General features: G+C 67.2%; 17 protein-coding genes. All 17 read left to right on the forward strand.

Features of this window, described 5'->3' with window-relative positions; translation table 11 throughout:
• Nucleotides 1-37: 37 nt before the first annotated feature.
• The 17 genes from OG921_RS15295 (at nt 38) to secA (ending at nt 20,148) form a co-directional block, all read left to right on the forward strand.
• Entirely contained in the window at nt 38-1,459 is a 1,422-nt protein-coding gene (locus OG921_RS15295) for a phosphomannomutase/phosphoglucomutase (protein WP_266113331.1), read from the forward strand.
• Between the two features lie 96 nt (nt 1,460-1,555).
• The gene (locus tag OG921_RS15300) at nt 1,556-2,716 is read left to right on the forward strand and encodes a tobH protein (RefSeq protein WP_266113332.1); all 1,161 of its coding nucleotides are present in this window, start codon (nt 1,556-1,558) and stop codon (nt 2,714-2,716) included.
• Nucleotides 2,716-3,963 carry a mannose-6-phosphate isomerase, class I gene (gene manA / locus OG921_RS15305; RefSeq protein ID WP_266113333.1) on the forward strand — a complete coding sequence of 416 codons (1,248 nt, stop codon included), beginning with the start codon at nt 2,716-2,718 and terminating at the stop codon, nt 3,961-3,963. The genes OG921_RS15300 and manA overlap by 1 nt, the downstream gene beginning before the upstream one ends.
• A 98-nt stretch (nt 3,964-4,061) precedes the next feature.
• Nucleotides 4,062-4,994, forward strand: a complete 933-nt coding sequence (locus tag OG921_RS15310) for a cation diffusion facilitator family transporter (RefSeq protein ID WP_266113334.1) — start codon at nt 4,062-4,064, stop codon at nt 4,992-4,994.
• 169 nt (nt 4,995-5,163) lie between these two features.
• Nucleotides 5,164-6,660, forward strand: coding sequence for an amino acid permease (locus tag OG921_RS15315; protein ID WP_266113335.1), 1,497 nt, complete (start codon nt 5,164-5,166; stop codon nt 6,658-6,660).
• A gap of 95 nt (nt 6,661-6,755) precedes the next feature.
• On the forward strand, nt 6,756-7,985 hold the full coding sequence (locus tag OG921_RS15320; RefSeq protein ID WP_266113336.1) for an alkane 1-monooxygenase: 1,230 nt from the start codon (nt 6,756-6,758) through the stop codon (nt 7,983-7,985).
• Complete coding sequence (locus tag OG921_RS15325) at nt 7,982-8,158, forward strand: rubredoxin (protein ID WP_266113337.1); 177 nt, start codon at nt 7,982-7,984, stop codon at nt 8,156-8,158. Before OG921_RS15320 ends, OG921_RS15325 begins: the two co-directional genes overlap by 4 nt.
• A complete protein-coding gene (locus tag OG921_RS15330; protein ID WP_266113338.1) occupies nt 8,155-8,337 on the forward strand; it encodes a rubredoxin in 183 nt (60 codons plus the stop codon). Before OG921_RS15325 ends, OG921_RS15330 begins: the two co-directional genes overlap by 4 nt.
• Nucleotides 8,338-8,355: 18 nt before the next feature.
• Nucleotides 8,356-9,015, forward strand: coding sequence for a TetR/AcrR family transcriptional regulator (locus OG921_RS15335; RefSeq protein WP_266113339.1), 660 nt, complete (start codon nt 8,356-8,358; stop codon nt 9,013-9,015).
• Between the two features lie 33 nt (nt 9,016-9,048).
• Nucleotides 9,049-10,530 (forward strand): adenosylhomocysteinase, encoded by a 1,482-nt coding sequence (gene ahcY, locus OG921_RS15340; RefSeq protein WP_266113340.1) that lies wholly within the window; start codon nt 9,049-9,051, stop codon nt 10,528-10,530.
• Nucleotides 10,531-10,555: 25 nt separating this feature from the next.
• Nucleotides 10,556-11,209 (forward strand): dTMP kinase, encoded by a 654-nt coding sequence (locus OG921_RS15345; protein ID WP_266113341.1) that lies wholly within the window; start codon nt 10,556-10,558, stop codon nt 11,207-11,209.
• A gap of 88 nt (nt 11,210-11,297) precedes the next feature.
• A complete protein-coding gene (gene mtrA / locus OG921_RS15350) occupies nt 11,298-11,975 on the forward strand; it encodes an MtrAB system response regulator MtrA (protein ID WP_068270432.1) in 678 nt (225 codons plus the stop codon).
• Nucleotides 11,972-13,768 carry an MtrAB system histidine kinase MtrB gene (gene mtrB, locus OG921_RS15355; RefSeq protein WP_323182794.1) on the forward strand — a complete coding sequence of 599 codons (1,797 nt, stop codon included), beginning with the start codon at nt 11,972-11,974 and terminating at the stop codon, nt 13,766-13,768. Before mtrA ends, mtrB begins: the two co-directional genes overlap by 4 nt.
• A complete protein-coding gene (lpqB, locus tag OG921_RS15360) occupies nt 13,765-15,534 on the forward strand; it encodes an MtrAB system accessory lipoprotein LpqB (protein ID WP_266113342.1) in 1,770 nt (589 codons plus the stop codon). Before mtrB ends, lpqB begins: the two co-directional genes overlap by 4 nt.
• Nucleotides 15,535-15,565: 31 nt before the next feature.
• Complete coding sequence (locus OG921_RS15365) at nt 15,566-16,225, forward strand: ComF family protein (RefSeq protein ID WP_266113343.1); 660 nt, start codon at nt 15,566-15,568, stop codon at nt 16,223-16,225.
• A 177-nt stretch (nt 16,226-16,402) separates the two neighbouring features.
• Nucleotides 16,403-17,071: a ribosome-associated translation inhibitor RaiA gene (gene raiA / locus OG921_RS15370; protein ID WP_266113344.1), complete on the forward strand. Its 669-nt coding sequence runs from the start codon at nt 16,403-16,405 to the stop codon at nt 17,069-17,071.
• Between the two features lie 230 nt (nt 17,072-17,301).
• Nucleotides 17,302-20,148: a preprotein translocase subunit SecA gene (gene secA, locus OG921_RS15375; protein ID WP_266113345.1), complete on the forward strand. Its 2,847-nt coding sequence runs from the start codon at nt 17,302-17,304 to the stop codon at nt 20,146-20,148.
• Nucleotides 20,149-20,152: the final 4 nt, after the last annotated feature.

Raw genomic sequence — 20,152 nt, forward strand, 5'->3', positions numbered from 1 at the left:
GTCGGACCGGTGCAACCGGGGCATTAGGGTGTCTTTCATGACAGGGGCTCGTTCCGCCGAACTCGTGGCCGCAGTGATCAAGGCATACGACGTGCGCGGTGTGGTGGGGGATCAACTCGATACGGAATTCGTGCGTGACGTCGGCGCATCGTTCGCGCGCCTGGTGCGCGACGGCTCCGCAGGCTTCGCGCCTGGCTCCGATGGGCGCTCCGCAGGCTTCGCGCCTGCAAAGCGAATCGCCGTCGGCCGGGACATGCGCGATTCTTCGCCGGCACTGTCGCACGCGTTCGCCGAAGGAGTCACCGCGCAGGGACTCGACGTCGTCGACATCGGCCTGGCCTCCACCGACCAGCTCTACTTCGCGGCGGGCTTCCTCGACTGCCCCGGCGCGATGTTCACTGCGAGCCACAATCCGGCCCGCTACAACGGAATCAAGCTGTGCCGGGCGGGCGCGAAGCCCGTCGGGCAGGAAACCGGGCTGGCCACGATCGCCCGGGAAGTCACCGACGGGGTACCCCCCTTCGACGGCCCGGCCGGGCAGATCACCCAGCTCGATGTGCTCGACGACTACGCCACCTATCTGCGCAGTCTCGTCGATACCAGCGGCATGCGTCCGCTGCGAATCGCTGTCGACGCGGGCAACGGCATGGGGGGACACACCGCGCCCGCTGTGTTCGGCCCGCTCCCGGTCACTGTCGAGCCGCTCTATTTCGAACTCGACGGCACGTTTCCCAATCACGAGGCCAACCCGCTCGATCCGAAGAACCTCGTGGATTTGCAGAAGTTCGTCCGCGATACCGGCGCCGACATCGGGCTCGCCTTCGACGGCGATGCCGACCGATGTTTCGTTGTGGACGAGCGCGGTGAGCCCGTGTCACCGTCGGCAATCGCGGCTTTGGTCGCCGAGCGCGAACTCGCGCGCGAGACCGGCGCCACGATCATCCACAACCTGATCACCTCACGCGCGGTGCCGCAGTTGGTGACCGAACTCGGCGGGACGCCGCTACGTACCCGCGTCGGCCACTCGTTCATCAAGCAACAGATGGCCGAGACGGGCGCCATTTTCGGCGGCGAGCACTCTGCGCACTATTACTTCAGGGATTTCTGGGGTGCCGACTCCGGCATGCTCGCCGCGTTGCACGTGCTCGCCGCGCTGTCCGCAACGGACCGGCCGCTGTCGCAGCTGACTGCGTCCTTCGAACGCTTCGCCGCCTCCGGTGAGATCAACTCGACGGTGTCCGACGCCCGCGCGCGCACACGTGCCGTGCTGGAGGCCTTTCGTGACCGCACGGTCGCGATCGACCGGCTCGACGGGGTGACGGTCGACCTCGGCCAGGACGCGTGGTTCAACCTGCGCGCCTCCAACACCGAGCCGCTGCTGCGGCTCAACGTCGAGGCGCGAACCACCGAGCAGGTGGACGCCCTGGTCGCGGAGATTTTGACCATCGTCCGCGGATAGCTGGGATAGTGGAGGAGTCCTCCGTCCCCGAGAAAATCCAGCCCGCCGATCCGGTGGAAGTCGCGTCAGTACCGAGTCGAAGGAAGGACGGTCCCGATGACCGCATTCTCCGTGCTCGACCTCGATGACGCGGCATCGCTGCAAGCCGCCGACACGGACGGCCGGCTGCGCGCCGCGGCACTCGGCGGCGCGCAGGTACGTTCGGTTGCCGCCGCCGTGCGGGAGGACGCGCTCGCCCGGCTCGCCGGCCTGCAGCCGCGCACGCTGCTGTTCGTCACCGCGCCCGGTCGTGCGACGCGAGCGGCCGCACTCGTGATCGCCGCACTCGGCGATGGCGCGGGGCTGCCGATCGTGCAGGTCGCTGCCACACCGCGCTGGGTCGGACCGCTCGATGTTGTGGTGGTCGCCGGCGACGACGCCGGCGATCCGCGGCTCGTCGACTCCGTCGCCCAGGCGCTGCGCCGCGGTGCCGAGGTGGTCGTTGCCGCCCCGGACGAGGGTCCATTGCGGGCTGCGGGAGCCGGCCGCGCCATCGTCTTGCCACCGCGGATGCAGGTGCTCGACCATCACGCGATGCTGCGCTATCTCGCGGTGTGCATCGCCGTCCTGGCCGCAGTCGACCGGACCGCGAGCGGCCGGGCGGTCCCCGATCTCGACCGGCTCGCCGATCTGCTCGATGCCGAAGCAATACGGGACCACCCGACGAACGAGGTGTTCCACAATCCGGCCAAGTCGCTGGCCGCGCGGATGCAGAACCGTCGCGTGGTGCTCGCCGGCGACGGCCCCGCCAGCAGTGAGGTCGCTCGGCACGGTGCGGAAGTGCTCCTGCGCGAAGCCGGAACCGCGGCGAGTGCCGCGAATCTGCCCGACGCTGTCGCGACCGCGGAATTCGGCCATGCCAAGTCGCACGCCGGTCCCGGGTACGACCCGTTCTTCCACGACGAGCAGATCGACGGGCCCGCCCTGCAGTCTCCGCTGCGGGTTTTCGTGTTGAGCACGGAAGCGAATCGGCGGGCGGTCGAGCTACGATTCGCCGCGCTGAGCGACGCCGAACTCGTGACCGCGGAACCGGAAGAGGCACCGGAGGCGGCGGGGGACGCGCCCGGCGGCGCCGGACCGGGACCTGGCAGAGTGATCGAGCAATTGGCTGTATTGGCGGTCCGATTGGAGATGGCCGCCGCGTATCTGAGATTGATTTCCGGAGCCGGCGAATGGTCTATCGTGCCGGGAGCGGAGAACGAGGAGGAGTCCGTCTAGTGCGCCTACTCGATGGTGCGCTGCGCTCCTACGCGTGGGGCTCGCGGACGGCGCTCGCCGAGCTGTGTGGTCGTCCGTCGCCGTCGGCGCATCCCGAAGCCGAGTTGTGGTTCGGTGCGCACCCGGCGGACCCGGCCTGGGTCTCCTGCGGCGAACGCAGGACCTCGTTGCTCGACCTGATCGCCGACGACCCCGAGGGCCAACTCGGTCCGAGCGTGGTTCCGCGGTTCGGGAAGCGGCTGCCGTTTCTGATCAAGCTGCTCGCCGCCGAGGAACCGTTGTCGTTGCAGGCCCATCCGAGTGCGGCGCAGGCCCGCGAGGGGTTCGAGCGGGAGAATCGTGCCCGCGTCCCGATGGACGCGCCGGTGCGCAATTACAAGGACGAGAGTGCCAAGCCCGAGGTAGTGGTCGCGCTGGAGCCATTCGACGCGCTCGCCGGGTTCCGCGACCCGCACACGACGGTCGCGCTGCTGCGTGGGCTCGACGTGCGCGCACTCGACACCTACGTCGCGCTGCTCGACGGACAGCCGGACGCGTCCGGTTTGCGCGCGCTGTTCACCACCTGGATCACGCTTCCGCCGCCGGCACTCGCGTCGCTGCTCGACGATGTGCTCGACGGCTGCGTGCGGTATCTCTCCGGTGGCGATTCGCGATTCACGGCGGAAGTGCAGACTGCACTCGAACTCGCCGCCGCGTACCCGAACGATGCGGGCGTGCTCGCATCGCTGCTCCTCAACCGGGTCCACTTGCGGCCGGGTGAGTCGATCCATCTCGCAGCCGGAAACCTGCATGCCTACCTGCACGGGGTCGCCGTCGAGGTGATGGCGAACTCGGACAACGTATTGCGCGGCGGTCTGACGCCCAAGCACGTGGACGTCCCGGAGTTGCTGCGCGTGCTCGACTTCGAGCCGACGCCGATGACGGCGTGCCGCAGCGTCCCCGCCGCGCAGGGGTGCGGCGGTCGCTACCTGGCCGACGTCGACGAATTCGCGCTGACCTGCCTCGAATTGGACGATGCGCAGCCGGTTCGGATCCCCGCCGACGGCCTGCCCGCCATCATGGTCTGCACCTCAGGGGCGGTCGAACTCGCCTGGGCGGCCGATGCGCCGACCGACCCGGGCCGGGCCGGTGCCGGAGCGGTATGCCTCGACCGGGGTTCGGCGGCGTGGATCTCCGCGTCCGACCCGGACATCGTGGTGACTGCGCAGGTCGCACCGGCGCAGATCTTTCACGTGACAGTCGGCTAGCGCACCGAACCGCCCGGCACCGGCCGGAGTTGGCTAGTCTCATCGCGTTTCACGCGCATTCGTTTCGAGAATGACTTTCGACAACCACGGAGGGGACCATGTCGGCGGAAGGGAGCAAGAAGGCCATTCTTGCGGCGTTGGCGGCAAACGCGGGGATCGCGGTGGCGAAGTTCGTCGGCTTCTTGGTGACGGGATCGTCCTCGATGCTTGCCGAGTCGGTGCACTCGGTCGCCGACACCTCGAATCAGGGGTTGCTGCTGTTCGGGCAGAACCGGGCCGCCCGGGACGCCACCCCACTGCACCAATTCGGGTACGGCCGCAGCAGATACTTCTATTCGTTCGTCGTCGCGCTGGTGTTGTTCTCGCTCGGTTCGCTGTTCGCGATCTACGAGGGCATCCACAAAATTCAGCACCCCGAGGAACTGACCTCGCCGATGGTCGCCGTGGTCATCCTGCTCGTCGCCGTCGGACTGGAAACCTACAGCTGGTTCACCGCGGTGCGAGAGTCCCGCCCGCTCAAGGGTTCCGCGTCGTGGTGGCAGTTCATCCGCAACTCGCGCAGCCCGGAACTTCCGGTGGTGCTGCTCGAGGACTCCGGCGCGCTGATCGGGCTTGTGCTCGCGCTCGGCGGTGTCGGCCTCACGGTGGTCACCGACGACCCGATCTGGGACGGCATCGGCACCTTGGGGATCGGCATTCTGCTCGGGCTGATCGCCATCGTGCTCATCGTCGAGATGCAGAGCCTGCTGATCGGCGAGGGTGTCACCGCCGACGACGAGCAGAGGATCCGTGCGGGTCTGACCGACGGCACGGAGATCGAGCAGGTCATCCACCTCAAGACGCAGTACCTCGGCCCGGAGGAAATCCTCGTTGCCGCAAAGGTCGCGATCGCCCCCGGCTTGGATATCGCCGCGGTCGCCGCGGCCATCGATGCCGCCGAGGCTCGCGTGCGGACGGTCCTGCCGGCCTGTCGAGTCATCTACATCGAGCCCGACCTGTACCGGGCGCAGCCCCAGCAGGCGCCGAACTGACCGAACGCTCGGTGCGGGATTACCGCGCACGCCGATTGGGCATGAGTAGCGATACCACGCTCATCGTGCGTCTCAGGCGCATACGCTCGTCACAGTGCTGAGCAGGCTCGACCCGAGCGTGGTGACCGCTCGAGACGAGTAGACGCCCCGACGCGAGGAGGCTGCCGCCGTGACAATCGAGGGATCCGAGGTAAGCAGGTCGCGAAACTCGCTGTTCCGCCGCAAGTCGGTCGAACAGTCGATCGCCGACACCGATGAACCGGACTCGAAGCTGCGCAGGGACCTGACCGCCTGGGACCTCACCGTTTTCGGTGTTGCCGTGGTGATCGGCGCGGGCATCTTCACCCTCACCGCACGGACGGCCGGCAACGTGGCCGGCCCCGCGGTGTCCGTCTCGTTCGTGCTCGCCGCAATCGCATGCGGATTGGCGGCGCTGTGCTACGCGGAATTCGCCTCGACGGTGCCGGTCGCGGGCAGTGCCTACACGTATTCGTACGCGACCTTCGGTGAGTTCGTCGCCTGGATCATCGGCTGGGATCTGATCCTCGAGTTCGCGCTCGCCGCATCGGTCGTCGCGAAGGGCTGGTCGCTCTACCTTGGCGAGGTGTTCAGCGGCATCTCCGGCACCGTCGAGATCGGCGGGGCCGACGTCGACTGGGGCGCGGCATTGATCATCGCGGTGCTCGTCACCCTGCTCGCCACCGGCACCAAACTCTCGTCTCGGGTATCGGCAGTGATCACCGCCATCAAGATTTCGGTCGTGCTGCTCGTCATCGTGGTCGGGATCCGCTACATCGACACCGCGAACTACAGCCCGTTCATTCCGGCATCGGAGCCCAGCGAAGGCAAGCAAGGCTTCGACGAGACGGTGTTCTCCTGGCTCACCGGCGGCGGCAACAGTTCGTTCGGCTGGTACGGCCTGCTCGCCGCAGCGAGCCTGGTCTTCTTCGCGTTCATCGGTTTCGACATCGTGGCCACCGCTGCGGAGGAGACCAAGAATCCGCAGAAGGCAGTGCCGCGCGGGATCTTCGCCTCGCTCGCCATCGTCACCGTGCTCTACGTGGCCGTGACGTTGGTGCTCACGGGCATGGTGCCCTATACCGACCTCGCCGGCGAGGATGCGACGCTGGCGACGGCGTTCGCGCTGAACGGCGTCGATTGGGCGAAGAACATCATCTCGATCGGAGCGCTGGCCGGGCTTACCACGGTGGTGATGGTGTTGCTGCTCGGCCAAACCCGGGTGCTGTTCGCGATGTCGCGCGACGGGTTGATGCCGCACGGGCTGTCACACACCGGCAAGCACGGCACGCCGGTGCGGATCACGCTGCTGGTCGGCGTGGTCTGCGCGGTGCTCGCCGCGCTGGTGCCGATCGGCGAGCTCGAGGAAATGGTCAATATCGGCACCCTGTTCGCGTTCGTGCTGGTCTCGATCGGCGTCATCTTGCTGCGCCGCAACCGGCCCGATCTCGAGCGCGGCTTCCGGGTTCCCGCGGTGCCATTGGTCCCGATTCTTTCGGTACTCGCCTGCTTCTGGCTGATGATCAACCTGTCGATCCTGACCTGGGGTCGCTTCGTGCTGTGGATGGCGATCGGGCTGATCTTCTACTTCGCCTACAGCCGGTCCCATTCGATTCTCGGCAGGCGCGAGGCCGGATTTACAAAATAGCGGTCGTTGTCTAGACGATCGACAAATTAGGAAGTATTGTCCACGTCGAAAGTGTTCCGGCTCACATGCAGCCGGCCGTTCGATGGGAGGGCAACATGTCCACGCGCACCGACGCGGACCAGCCGGGAACCATCGCGCCGAACTGGCGCGACCCGAAGCGGTATATGTGGCTATGGGGGCTGTTCGCGCCCACCGCGCTGTTCATCGCGCTACCGCTGGTGTGGGCGCTCAACGCAGTCGGGCTCGACGCGCTCACCCATGCTCTCTGGTGGGTCGGGCCGATCCTTATCTACGTGCTCATCCCGATCGCGGACGTGTTCTTCGGACCGGACGGCAACAACCCGCCCGACGAGGTCATGGAGTACCTGGAGAACGACAAGTACTACCGCTACCTGACCTACGCGTTCGTGCCGCTGCAGTTCCTGTCCCTGGTCATCGGCTGCTACCTGATCACCGCGTCGGACCTGAGTTGGCTCGGGATCGACGGCGGTCTCGGCACGGTCGACAAGATCGGTTTGGCGATCAGCATCGGTTGCATCGGCGGCATCGGGATCAACACCGCGCACGAGCTCGGGCACAAGAAGGTCGATCTGGAGCGCTGGCTGTCTCGGATCACGTTGGCGCAGACCGCGTACGGCCATTTCTATATCGAGCACAACCGTGGTCATCATGTGCGCGTCGCCACTCCGGAGGATCCCGCGAGTTCCCGTGTGGGCGAATCGTTCTGGGCCTTCTGGCCGCGCACGGTGTGGGGCGGGCTGCGGTCGTCGTGGCGGCTGGAGCGCCAGCGTCTGGAACGGCTCGGCAGTGGGCCATGGACGCTGCGCAACGAGGTGCTTTCGGCCTGGTTGATGACCGTCGTGCTGTACGCGGCACTGCTCGCCGTCTTCGGCATCGGGCTGGCGCCCTACCTGGTGTTGCAGGCGGTCGTGGGGTTCAGCCTGCTGGAGGCGGTGAACTACCTTGAGCACTACGGGCTGCGGCGGGAGAAGACCGCGAGCGGACGCTACGAACGGCCCGCCCCGATGCACAGCTGGAACAGCGACCACATCGTCACCAACATCTTCCTCTACCACCTGCAGCGGCACAGCGATCACCACGCGTACCCGACCCGGCGGTATCAGACGCTGCGCAGCTGGGAGGGTGCGCCGAACCTGCCCGCCGGCTACGCCAGCATGATCCTGCTCGCCTACTTCCCGCCGCTGTGGCGCCGGGTGATGGACAAGCGGGTCCTCGCGCACTACGGCGGTGACATCACCAGGGCGTCGATCCATCCCGCCAAGCGCGATCGCGTGCTGGCCCGTTACCCGGTGCCCCAGTCGTGAGCGCGTACCGCTGCCCGGTGTGCGAATACACCTACACCGAGGCGAAAGGTGAACCACACGAAGGATTTCCGCCCGGAACTGGCTGGGATCGGGTTCCCGACGACTGGTGCTGCCCGGACTGCGGTGTACGGGAGAAGGTCGATTTCGAACAGGTACGGGAGAATGTGCAATGACCGAGTACAAGCTGTTTCAATGTGTGCAATGCGGATTCGAATACGACGAGGCCCTCGGCTGGCCGGACGACGGCATCGAGCCGGGCACCCGGTGGGACGACATTCCCGACGACTGGACGTGCCCGGACTGCGGTGCTGCGAAGGCGGACTTCTTCATGGTCGAGATCGAACGGTCCTGACATGAGTGCGGTGCCGGCATGAGTGCTCCGGTGAGCCCGGCACGTGGCGTATATCAAGAGGCGACCCGGGTGCTGCTGCGTGACTCCGTTCTCGACGCCGTGCGCGAACTGCTCACCGAGCGGGATTGGTCGCGGATCAGCCTCACCGATGTCGCGAAGCACGCTGGGGTCAGCAGGCAGACTCTCTACAACGAGTTCGGGTCGCGTGCCGGGCTCGCCCAGGGTTACGCGATCCGGTTGGTCGACCGGCTGGTCGACCATGTGGACGGCGCGATCGAGGCGAATGTCGGCGATGTCGACGCCGGTCTGCGCGATGCATTCGGTGCGTTCTTCGTCGACTCCGCGGCCGATCCGCTGATCCGGTCGCTGCTCACCGGGGAAGCCAAACTCGACCTGCTGCGCCTCATCACGCTCGACAGCGCGCCGGTTCTCGATTGGGCGACGACCCGGCTCACCGACGTCTTCCGGAACAGCTGGGTGGCCGCCCCCGCCGCGGAATCCGCGATCCTCGCCCGCGCCGTGGTGCGGCTGGCGATGAGCTACGTGTCCGTCCCGCCCGAGCCCGAACACGATGTGCCGGCCGAGTTGGCGATGCTGCTCGCGCCCTACGTCGCCGTGGTGCTCGCGCGCCGCGACGCCGCCACGGGCGGCGACCACGGTGGCACGCAGACCGGCTAGCCTTGCCGAGTAGCCCCCGATCAGGAGAGGTAGATGACTTCCGTCGCTTCCGATAGCCAGCTCCAAGCCGACCACCGCAACGGCATCGATTTCAAAGTTGCCGATCTGTCGCTCGCCGAATTCGGCCGCAAGGAGATCCGCCTCGCCGAACACGAGATGCCGGGTCTGATTTCGCTTCGCCGCGAGTACGCCGAGGTCGCGCCGCTCAAGGGCGCTCGCGTCTCCGGCTCGCTGCACATGACCGTGCAGACCGCGGTGCTGATCGAAACGCTGACCGCACTCGGCGCCGAGGTCCGTTGGGCCTCCTGCAATATCTTCTCCACCCAGGACCACGCGGCCGCGGCCATCGTCGTCGGCCCGCACGGCACCCCCGAGCAGCCGCAGGGCACACCGGTGTTCGCCTGGAAAGGCGAGACACTCGAGGAGTACTGGTGGGCCGCCGAGCAGATGCTGACCTGGCCGGACGCCGACAAGCCGGCCAACATGATTCTCGATGACGGTGGCGACGCCACCATGCTGGTGCTGCGCGGTGCGCAGTTCGAGAAGGCCGGGGTGATTCCGCCGGACGAGGACGACCACTCGGCCGAGTACACGGTGTTCCTGAACCTGCTGCGCGAGCGGTTCGAGACGGACAAGGGCAAGTGGAGCGCCATCGCCGAGTCGGTGCAGGGCGTCACCGAGGAGACCACCACCGGTGTGCTGCGGCTCTATCAGTTCGCCGCGGCCGGTGAGCTGACGTTCCCGGCGATCAACGTCAACGACTCGGTCACCAAGAGCAAGTTCGACAACAAGTACGGCACCCGGCACTCGCTGATCGACGGCATCAACCGCGGCACCGACGTGCTGATCGGCGGCAAGAAGGTGCTGATCTGCGGCTACGGCGACGTGGGCAAGGGCTGTGCGGAGTCGCTGGCCGGCCAGGGCGCGCGCGTGCAGGTCACCGAGATCGACCCGATCAATGCGCTGCAGGCGCTGATGGACGGCTTCGACGTGGTCACCGTGGAGCAGGCGATCGGCGCTGCCGACATCGTCATCACCTCGACGGGCAACAAGGACATCATCCTGCTCGAGCACATGAAGGCGATGAAGAACCAGGCCATCCTGGGCAACATCGGCCACTTCGACAACGAGATCGACATGGCCGGCCTGGAGCGCTCGGGCGCCACGCGGATCAACATCAAGCCGCAGGTCGACGAGTGGACCTTCGACACGGGCAAGTCGATCATCCTGCTGTCCGAGGGCCGACTGCTCAACCTGGGCAACGCGACCGGCCACCCGTCGTTCGTGATGAGCAACAGCTTCTCGAACCAGGTCATCGCACAGATCGAGCTGTGGACCAAGCCCGACGAGTACGACAACGAGGTGTACCGGCTGCCCAAGCACCTCGACGAGAAGGTCGCGCGGGTGCACGTCGAGGCGCTCGGCGGTGAGCTGACCAAGCTCTCCAAGGATCAGGCCGAGTACATCGGCGTCGACGTCGAGGGCCCGTACAAGCCGGACCACTACCGGTACTGAGCACCCACCGCGCTAGCCTTCCGACGTGGGCATCCTCGTCACCATCGAAGGTCTCGACGGCGCGGGCAAGCGGACGCTGGTCGACGTACTCGTCACCGAACTCCAGGGTCGCGGCGCGCGCGTCGCGACCCTGGCGTTTCCCCGCTACGGCGATTCCGTGCCCGCCGACCTGGCCGCCGAAGCGCTGCAGGGCGAGCATGGCGACCTGGCCGGCTCGGCCAACGCGATGGCATTGTTGTTTGCCCTCGACCGTGCCGGCGCCGCCGATGACCTGCGCGAACTCATCGCGACACACGATCTGGTCATCCTCGATCGCTACGTCGCCTCCAATGCCGCCTATGGTGCCGCGCGCCTGCACGAGGGTGCCTCGGGTGACTTTTCCGATTGGGTCGGTAAGGTGGAATACGACCGGTTCGGATTGCCTACCCCGGACGTTGTGCTGTTGCTCGACGTTCCGGTGGACCTGGCAGCCGAACGCGCCCGGTATCGCGAACAGCAGGATCGCGCCCGGGCGCTCGATGCCTACGAACGGGACGCCGGGCTACAGAAGCGCACAGCCGAGGTGTACCGGGAGCTTGCCGAGATCGGCTGGCGTGGCACCTGGTGGGTTGTGGGCCGGGACGACGATCCGGCCGCGCTCGCCGCTCGGATGGCATCGTTGCTGGAGTCGAACGGCTGACGTGGTCGTGCCGTGCGACTCGACCGATGCAGGCACATCCTCCGGCGTGCCGACCTGCTACGGCGCTCGAAGGTGACACGATAGAGACATGAAACCAAGGATTCTGGTAGTCGACGACGATACGGCTCTCGCGGAGATGCTGACCATCGTGTTGCGCGGCGAAGGATTCGAGCCGTACGTGGTTGGTGACGGGACCCAGGCACTGTCCGCAGTGCGCGAAACCCGCCCGGACCTCGTGCTGCTCGATCTGATGCTGCCCGGGATGAACGGCATCGACGTATGCCGGGTGCTGCGCGCAGACTCCGGCGTGCCGATCGTGATGTTGACCGCGAAGACCGACACGGTCGACGTGGTGCTCGGACTGGAATCCGGTGCCGACGACTACATCGTCAAACCCTTCAAGCCCAAGGAACTCGTCGCGCGGGTCCGCGCCCGGCTGCGCCGGACCGAGGAGGAGCCGGCCGAGTTGCTGTCCATCGGTGACATCGTCATCGACGTGCCCGCGCACAAGGTCAGCCGCGGCGAGGAACTGATCTCGCTGACGCCGCTGGAGTTCGATCTGCTGGTCGCTCTGGCGCGTAAGCCGCGTCAGGTGTTCACCCGAGAGGTTCTCCTCGAGCAGGTCTGGGGCTATCGTCATGCCGCGGACACCCGCCTGGTGAACGTGCACGTGCAGCGGCTGCGCGCGAAGGTCGAGAAGGATCCGGAGAATCCCGACGTGGTACTTACGGTGAGGGGGGTCGGCTACAAAGCCGGACCGCCGTGATCCTTAGTTCTCGTCCGCGGCGGCGACTGGAAAGGTACACCGCCGCGTTGTTGCGCTGGTTCCGCACGATCAGCAACTCCCTCGGCCATACGTGGCGCAGATCCCTGCAGCTGCGTGTGGTCGTGTCGACGCTCACCCTGTCCCTGATCGTGATCACCATCCTCGGTGTCGTGCTGACCAGCCAGATCACCGACCGGATGCTCGAGGCGAAGATCAGCGCCGCCACCGAGGAGATGGATCGCGCCCGCGCCACCGTGCAGGGGCAGCTCGCGGGTGCCGACGACGGCAACACGCTGAGTAGCCGGCTCGACGGCGCCCGCTCCGCACCATCCAATCAGGAGCGCGACAACACGCAGAGCGCAGGCGCCGCAGGCACTTTCGACTCCGTGCTCATCGTGCCCGGTGACGGCCCGTTGCCGCCCACCGTGAGCGGGCCTGCCGACCAGGTGCCCGATTCGTTGCGCAGGTTCGTCCAGCAGGGGCAGGTCAGCTACCAGTTCGCGACCGTGTCGGACCCGGACGGCTACAGCGGACCCGCGCTGATCGTCGGCAGCCCGACCACCTCCGACATCTCCACCCTGGAGATGTACCTCATCTTCCCGCTCGCCAGCGAGGAACGCAGCCTGTCGCTGATGCGCAGCACGATGCTGATCGGCGGCGCCGTGCTGCTCGTGCTGCTCGCCGCGGTGTCCATGCTCGTCGCCCGGCAGGTCGTGCTGCCGATCCGGTCGGCCTCGCGGATTGCCGTGCGATTCGCCGACGGCCGGCTCAAGGAGCGCATGCCCGTTCGCGGCGAGGACGACATGGCCCGGCTGGCGATGTCGTTCAACGAGATGGCCGAGAGCCTGTCCAAGCAGATCACGCAGCTCGAGGAATTCGGCAACCTGCAACGCCGGTTCACCTCCGACGTCAGCCACGAGCTGCGTACACCGCTGACCACCGTCCGGATGGCCGCCGACCTCATCCACGACTCGAGCGAGGACCTCGACCCCGCACTGCGTCGGTCCTCGGAACTGATGGTGAACGAGCTCGACCGGTTCGAGTCGCTGCTCAACGACCTACTCGAGATCAGCCGCCACGACGCGGGCGTCGCCGAGCTAGCGGTGGAGAAGCTGGATCTGCGGATGTGCGCACGGGCGGCGGTCTCGACCGTTCGCCACCTCGCCCGTGCCTCGGCCACCGAGCTGATCGTCGACGTGCCCGAAGAGCCGGTCACCGCCGAGGTCGACCCACGCCGAGTCGAGCGGATCCTGCGCAACCTGCTCGCCAACGCGATCGATCACGGCGAAGGCAAACCCGTGCTGATCCGGATGCGCGCCAACGAGGACGCGGTGGCGGTCGTCGTGCGCGATCAAGGCATCGGGTTGCGGCCGGGTGAGGAGAAGCTCGTGTTCAACCGGTTCTGGCGCTCGGATCCTTCGCGCGTGCGTCGGTCCGGCGGCACCGGGCTCGGCCTGTCCATCAGCGTCGAGGACGCGCACCTGCACCACGGCCGGCTCGAGGCGTGGGGCGAGCCCGGGGTGGGGTCGTGCTTCCGGCTGACCCTGCCGCTGGTGCGTGGCCGCAAGATCTCCGGTAGCCCATTGCCGCTCAAGCCGTCGAGCCGCAGGCACGTGCAGGGCAAGCCACCCGAAGGCGAGGGTGTCGAATTCGCCGAGGCCGACGTGCGCCGCAGCGATCCTGCACCGGCCGCGCCGATCGCGGTACCGGAGCCGTACAGCGCGAGCAGCAACGTGTTCGACGAATCGCACCGCACCGTCGACGTCTCGCGCGCCGATCGGGGCGCCGAATGAGCGCCGGTGTGATCCGCATGCTTCGGTTCGCGGTCTGTCTCGTGGTCGGCGCGACGGTGGTGTCGGCGTGTGCGAGCCTGCCCGACACCTCGACGCCGGAGGCGATCGGCACCATCGACCGCGTGCCGGCCAGCCAGAGCCAGCCCGAACCGTCGCCCGGCCGCGAACCGGATCTGCTGATCCGCGACTTCTTCAAGGCCAGCACCGCCCCCGCCGAGCGGCACCGCGCCGCCAGACAATTCCTCACCGCGTCGGCGTCGCAGCAGTGGGACGACGCGGCCAGCGCCACCATCGTCGACAAGGTCGACGTGCTGCCCGAATCGCGGACCGCGGATCGCGCGACCTACCTCATCCGCGCCAACCGGACCGGGCAGCTGCAGCCCGGCGGCGCCTACCAGGCCGAGGATGGCACCTTCGAGACCAAGGTCTCGCTGGCACGCAACGACGGGGACTGGCGGATCGACAACCTGCCCGCGGGCGTCATCATGGACCGTTCGCAGTTCCTCAACGCCTATCAGCGCAAGTCCCTGTACTTCGTCGATCCCACCGGGACCTCGACCGTGCCCGACCCGCGCTGGATTTCGTCCGGTCGCGAGCAGCACGCGACCGAGCTGATCGGACTGCTGATTCAGGGCGCCGCGCCCGCACTCGCGCCGGCGGTGCGCAACGAGCTGGAGAAGGTCTCGATCCGAGGCCCGATCACCAAGGCCGACGGTCGCACCAGTTCGGTCGGCGTCGGGCTCGGCGGTATCCGTGTCGATTTCGCCGGCGTCGATCGGCTGGATCGGCAGGCTCGCGAACTGCTCGCCGCGCAGGTGGTGTGGACGCTGGCGAACGCCGAGATCTCCGGGCCCTACGTGCTGCTCGCCGACGGCAACCCCCTCGACGGTCGCTACGCAGACGGCTGGACGACGGCCGATGTCGCTGCGCTGAATCCGGTCGCGGGTGACAGCACCGACTCCGGCCTGCACGCGGTGAGTGACGGCGTGCTCGTCGACGTCAACGACACCGGTGTCGTGCCTGCTCCCGGGTACTTCGGCACGGTGAACAACATGCGCACTGCGGCGCTCTCCCGCGACGGCAACTACGTCGCGGCGGTGGTCGATTCCGGCCGTCCCGCACCGGCGAGCGCGCTGATGGTCGGTTCCTACGGTGGCGGCGCGTTCCCGGTGGCCGAGGGCGGCACGATCACCCGGCCGAGCTGGGCGGCCGACGACGGATCCGCGTGGGCAGTGCTCGACGGCACCCGCGTGGTGCGGGCGGTGCGCGACCGCGACACGGGACAGGTGTCGCTCAACGATGTCGACGCGAGTGCGGTCAACGGACTCGGCCCGATCAGCGAGTTGCGGCTTTCCCGTGATGGCGTGCGCGCCGCGATGATCGTCGACGGCAAGGTGTACGTGGCCGTGGTGGTGCCGCAGCCGAACGGCGCGCCTGCGCTGCGCAGCCCGCAATTGATCGCCGTCGGGCTCGGCAGTCCCGCGTTGTCGCTGGACTGGAGCACCAGCGAGATGCTCGTGGTTGCCCGCGCGACACCCGACACGCCGGTGGCGATGGTGGCGGTCGACGGGTCCCGGTTCGACACCCTGCCCGGTCGCAACCTCACCGCCCCGGTGTCCAGCGTGGATGCCTCCGCGATGATCGAGTACGTCGCGGACGCGCGAGCGGTCTTCCAGCTCAACAACAACGACCCTGAGACCGATCGGTACTGGCGTGAGGTGCCGGGCCTGTCCGGTCGGCGCGCGGTGCCGGTCCTGCCCGGCTGAGGTTGTCGGTAGCACCGGCAAGACTCGGTGCGTGCGGGCGCTACTCGATCTGATCCTGCCTTTGGAGTGCGGTGGCTGTGGGCTGCCCGACGCCGGGTGGTGCGCCGCGTGTGCCGACGAACTGGATGCCGACCCGGTCGCGCTGCGTCCACGGGTGGACCCAGGGGTGCCGTGCTGGGCGCTCGGGGCTTACACCGGCCCGCGCCGCACCGCGATCGTTGCGGCCAAGGAACGTGGCCGGCGTGACCTGGCCGAGCCGCTCGGCGCGGCGCTGGCGGGCGCACTCGCCCGGTTGCGCGAGGACGGTGAACTCGACCCCGCGCCGCTCGCCGAGTTGGTGCTGATTCCCGCGCCTACCCGGGCACGTGCAGCCCGGCGCCGCGGCGGCGATCCGGTGACGGCGATGGCCCGCGCAGCCGCCCGCGGGCTGCCCGGTTGCCGGGTCCTGCGTGGGTTGCGGCTGGCTGCGGGTGCCCGTGATTCGGTCGGTCTTTCGCCCGCCGCGCGGCGCGCAAATGTCTTCGGGCGCGTAGCGTCGGCCGTGTCGAGCACCGATGTCGACGCGGGTGCGAACGTCGTGATCGTCGACGACGTACTCACCACCGGAGCCACCGCAGCCGAGTCCGTTCGAACACTTTGCCGGGCAGGAGTGCGAGTGAGCGGAGCAATCGTCGTTGCAGCTGCGGGATGAGGCGAAATTCTGGTGAACAGTGGCACACGGCGCATCGACGGACTAGTTTCGAACCACGTCCCGAACCCCGATGACCAGCGGAGGTGATGCCTCGGAAACCTGGTGCCGGGCGGAACCCCCTCGGCACTGAGCCACAACATGGCGCGCTGCGAGGCGCGGATGAATCGGGAGGTAGGCGTGACGACTGCTGAACAGTCTTCGGCATACGACGACAAGATCGATCCAGAAACCACCCCCACAAGAGCCGACGTTGTAGTCAAAGGGCGAAACGTCGAAGTACCCAACCACTTCCGCATATACGTTTCGGAGAAGCTCGCACGAATCGAGCGCTTCGATCCATCCCGGTACTTGTTCGATGTAGAGCTATTCCACGAACGCAACCGCCGGCAGCGTAAGAATTGCCAGAAGGTCGAGATCACCGCTCGAGGTAAGGGCCCGGTCGTACGGGCCGAGGCATCCGCGGACAGTTTCTATGCCGCGCTCGAGTCCGCGACCGCCAAGCTGGAAAATCGGATGCGCCGGACCAAGGACCGCAAGAAGGTCCACTACGGCGAGAAGCGTCCGGTGTCGGTCGCCGAGGCGACGGCGGCGCTGGCCGCGGTCAAGGCCGCAGAGCGCGCGGCCGAGGAGCGCCGCGCGGAACTCACCGAGACCTATGACGACGGCCCCGGCCAGATCGTCCGAACCAAGGTGCACTCGGCGAAGCCGATGAAGGTGGATGACGCGCTGTACGAGATGGAACTGGTGGGTCACGACTTCTTCCTGTTCCACGACTCGGCCACGGATCGTCCATCGGTGGTGTACCGCAGGCACGCGTTCGACTATGGCCTGATCAGGCTCGCCTGAGCGGTGTGATCGGGCTCGCCCGAGCCACGCGAACGAACGTCGCGGCCGTCGCCGGCCGCGGCGTTCGCTTGTGCCGTCCGCCGGATTCGCCCGTTCGTGGCGACCGTTCGGGGTAACGCCGCGGAACCTCGCAAAGACCAGCGCATACCATGGACGGTGCCGGGGACTCGGGCCAAGCGCCATGCCCTCGGGCCGCCACATGTTGCCGACGATTGAGGACGTACGAAACCGTGCCGACGCTGTCTTTCGCGAAACTGCTCCGGATTGGTGAGGGTCGCACCATCAAGCGACTCGATCGCCTCGCCGCGGAGGTCGACAGCCTCGCTCCGGAGTACGAGAACCTCACCGACGACGAACTCCGTGGCAAGACCGCGGAGTTCAAGGAGCGCTACGCCAATGGCGAGACGCTCGACGAGTTGCTTCTGGAAGCGTTCGCGGTTGCCCGCGAGGCATCATGGCGGGTGCTGTCGCAGCGACACTTCCGCGTCCAGGTGATGGGCGGTGCCGCGTTGCACATCGGCAATATCGCCGAGATGAAGACCGGTGAGGGCAAAACGCTCACCTGCGTGCTCCCCGCGTATCTCAACGCGATCTCGGGTGACGGTGTGCACGTCGTCACGGTCAACGACTACCTCGCCAAGCGCGACTCCGAGTGGATGGGCCGTGTGCACCGCTTCCTCGGCCTCGAGGTCGGCGTGATCCTGTCCGGCCTGACCCCCGCCGAACGGCACAAGGCATACGCCGCCGATATCACCTACGGCACGAACAACGAGTTCGGCTTCGACTATCTGCGCGACAACATGACGCACTCGCTCGCGGATCTGGTGCAGCGCGGGCACAACTTCGCCGTCGTCGACGAGGTTGACTCGATCCTCATCGACGAGGCCAGGACGCCGCTGATCATCTCCGGGCCCGCCGATGCGTCGAGCAAGTGGTACGCCGAGTTCGCGCGCATCGCACCGCTGCTGAAAGAGGACCTGCACTACGAGGTCGACATCAAGAAGCGCACCATCGGCGTGCACGAGGCAGGTGTCGAATTCGTCGAGGACCAGCTCGGCATCGACAATCTTTACGAGGCGGCGAACTCGCCGCTGGTCAGCTACCTCAACAATGCCGTCAAGGCCAAGGAGCTCTACCACCGGGACAAGGACTACATCGTCCGCGACGGCGAGGTGATCATCGTCGACGAGTTCACCGGTCGCATCCTGGTCGGACGCCGCTACAACGAGGGTATGCACCAGGCCATCGAGGCCAAGGAAAAAGTCGAGATCAAGGCCGAGAACCAGACGCTGGCCACGATTACGCTGCAGAACTACTTCCGCCTCTACGACAAGCTCTCCGGCATGACCGGCACCGCCGAGACCGAGGCGGCCGAGCTGCATCAGATCTACGGCCTCGGCGTGGTGCCGATCCCCACCAACAAGCCGATGGTTCGCGCGGACCAATCCGACCTGATCTACAAGACCGAAGAGGCGAAGTTCTCCGCGGTGACCGACGACATCGTCGAGCGCCACGAGAAGGGCCAGCCGGTCCTGATCGGTACGACCAGCGTCGAACGCTCGGAGTACCTGTCCAAGCAACTCACCAAGCGCGGCGTCCCGCACAGCGTGCTGAACGCGAAGTTCCACGAGCAGGAAGCCCAGATCATCGCCGAGGCGGGCCGCTCCGGTGCGGTCACCGTCGCGACTAACATGGCCGGCCGTGGCACCGACGTCGTGCTCGGCGGCAACCCCGACATTCTCGCGGACATCGCGCTGCGCAAGCGTGGCCTCGACCCGATCGCGACGCCCGAGGAGTACGAGACCGCCTGGGAACCCGAGTTGGAGAAGTTCAAGGCGGAGACCGCGGAGGACGCCGAGAAGGTCAAGGACGCGGGCGGGCTCTACGTGCTCGGCACGGAGCGTCACGACTCGCGCCGGATCGACAACCAGCTGCGCGGCCGCTCCGGTCGCCAGGGCGACCCCGGCGAGTCGAGGTTCTACCTCTCCCTCGGTGATGAGCTCATGCGCCGATTCAATGGCGCGGCACTCGAGTCGATCATGACCCGGATGAACCTGCCCGACGACGTGCCGATCGAGGCCAAGATGGTCTCGAAGGCGATCAAGAGCGCGCAGACCCAGGTGGAGCAGCAGAACTTCGAGGTCCGCAAGAACGTCCTCAAGTACGACGACGTGATGAACCAGCAGCGTCTGGTGATCTACGACGAGCGCCGCCGCATCCTCGAGGGCGAGGACATGGAGGGCCAGGTCGAGCAGATGATCACTGATGTGGTCACCGCTTACGTCGACGGTGCCACGGCCGAGGGCTACGTCGAGGACTGGGATTTCGAGCAGCTGTGGACCGCGCTCAAGACGCTCTACCCGATAGGGCTCGATTACCACGAACTCACCGGTCAGACCGAGGTCGGTGAGGCGGGCGACCTGACCCGGGACGAGCTGCGCGAGGCGGTCCTGCAGGACGCGCACGAGGCATACAGTCGTCGCGAGGCGGAGATCGACGCGATCGGCGGCGAGGGTGCGATGCGCAATCTCGAGCGCCAGGTGCTCATGCAGGTGCTCGACCGCAAGTGGCGCGAGCACCTTTACGAGATGGACTATCTGCGCGAGGGCATCGGTCTGCGTGCCATGGCGCAGCGCGATCCGCTCGTCGAATACCAGCGCGAGGGCTACGACATGTTCATTGCGATGCTCGACGGGCTGAAGGAGGAGTCGGTCGGCTTCCTGTTCAACCTGCAGGTCGAGGCCGCGCCGGTACAGCCGGCGGGGGTTTCGGTCGGCCAGGGCCTGCGTTCCCCGGTCGGCGCGGGCGCGCCGGCCAGTGGCACGCAGCCTGCCGGTGGGGCACCGGCCCAGGAAGAGACGCCGGCGCCGAGTGCGCTGCGCGCAAAGGGCCTTGCCGAGCGGGAAGAGGGCCGGCTCACCTACTCCGGACCGTCCGAGGACCCGACCGGAGGTGTCAGCCGGCGCAGCGAGGGCAACGGTGATGGTGAGGGCTCCGCGGTCGCGACCGGGACTCGGCGCGAGCGTCGGGAGGCCGCGCGGCAGCAGGCAAAGGCGGGCAAGAAGAAGCGCGACTAGGACC

Source organism: Aldersonia sp. NBC_00410 (assembly GCF_026342035.1).
Taxonomy (GTDB): Bacteria; Actinomycetota; Actinomycetes; order Mycobacteriales; family Mycobacteriaceae; genus Aldersonia.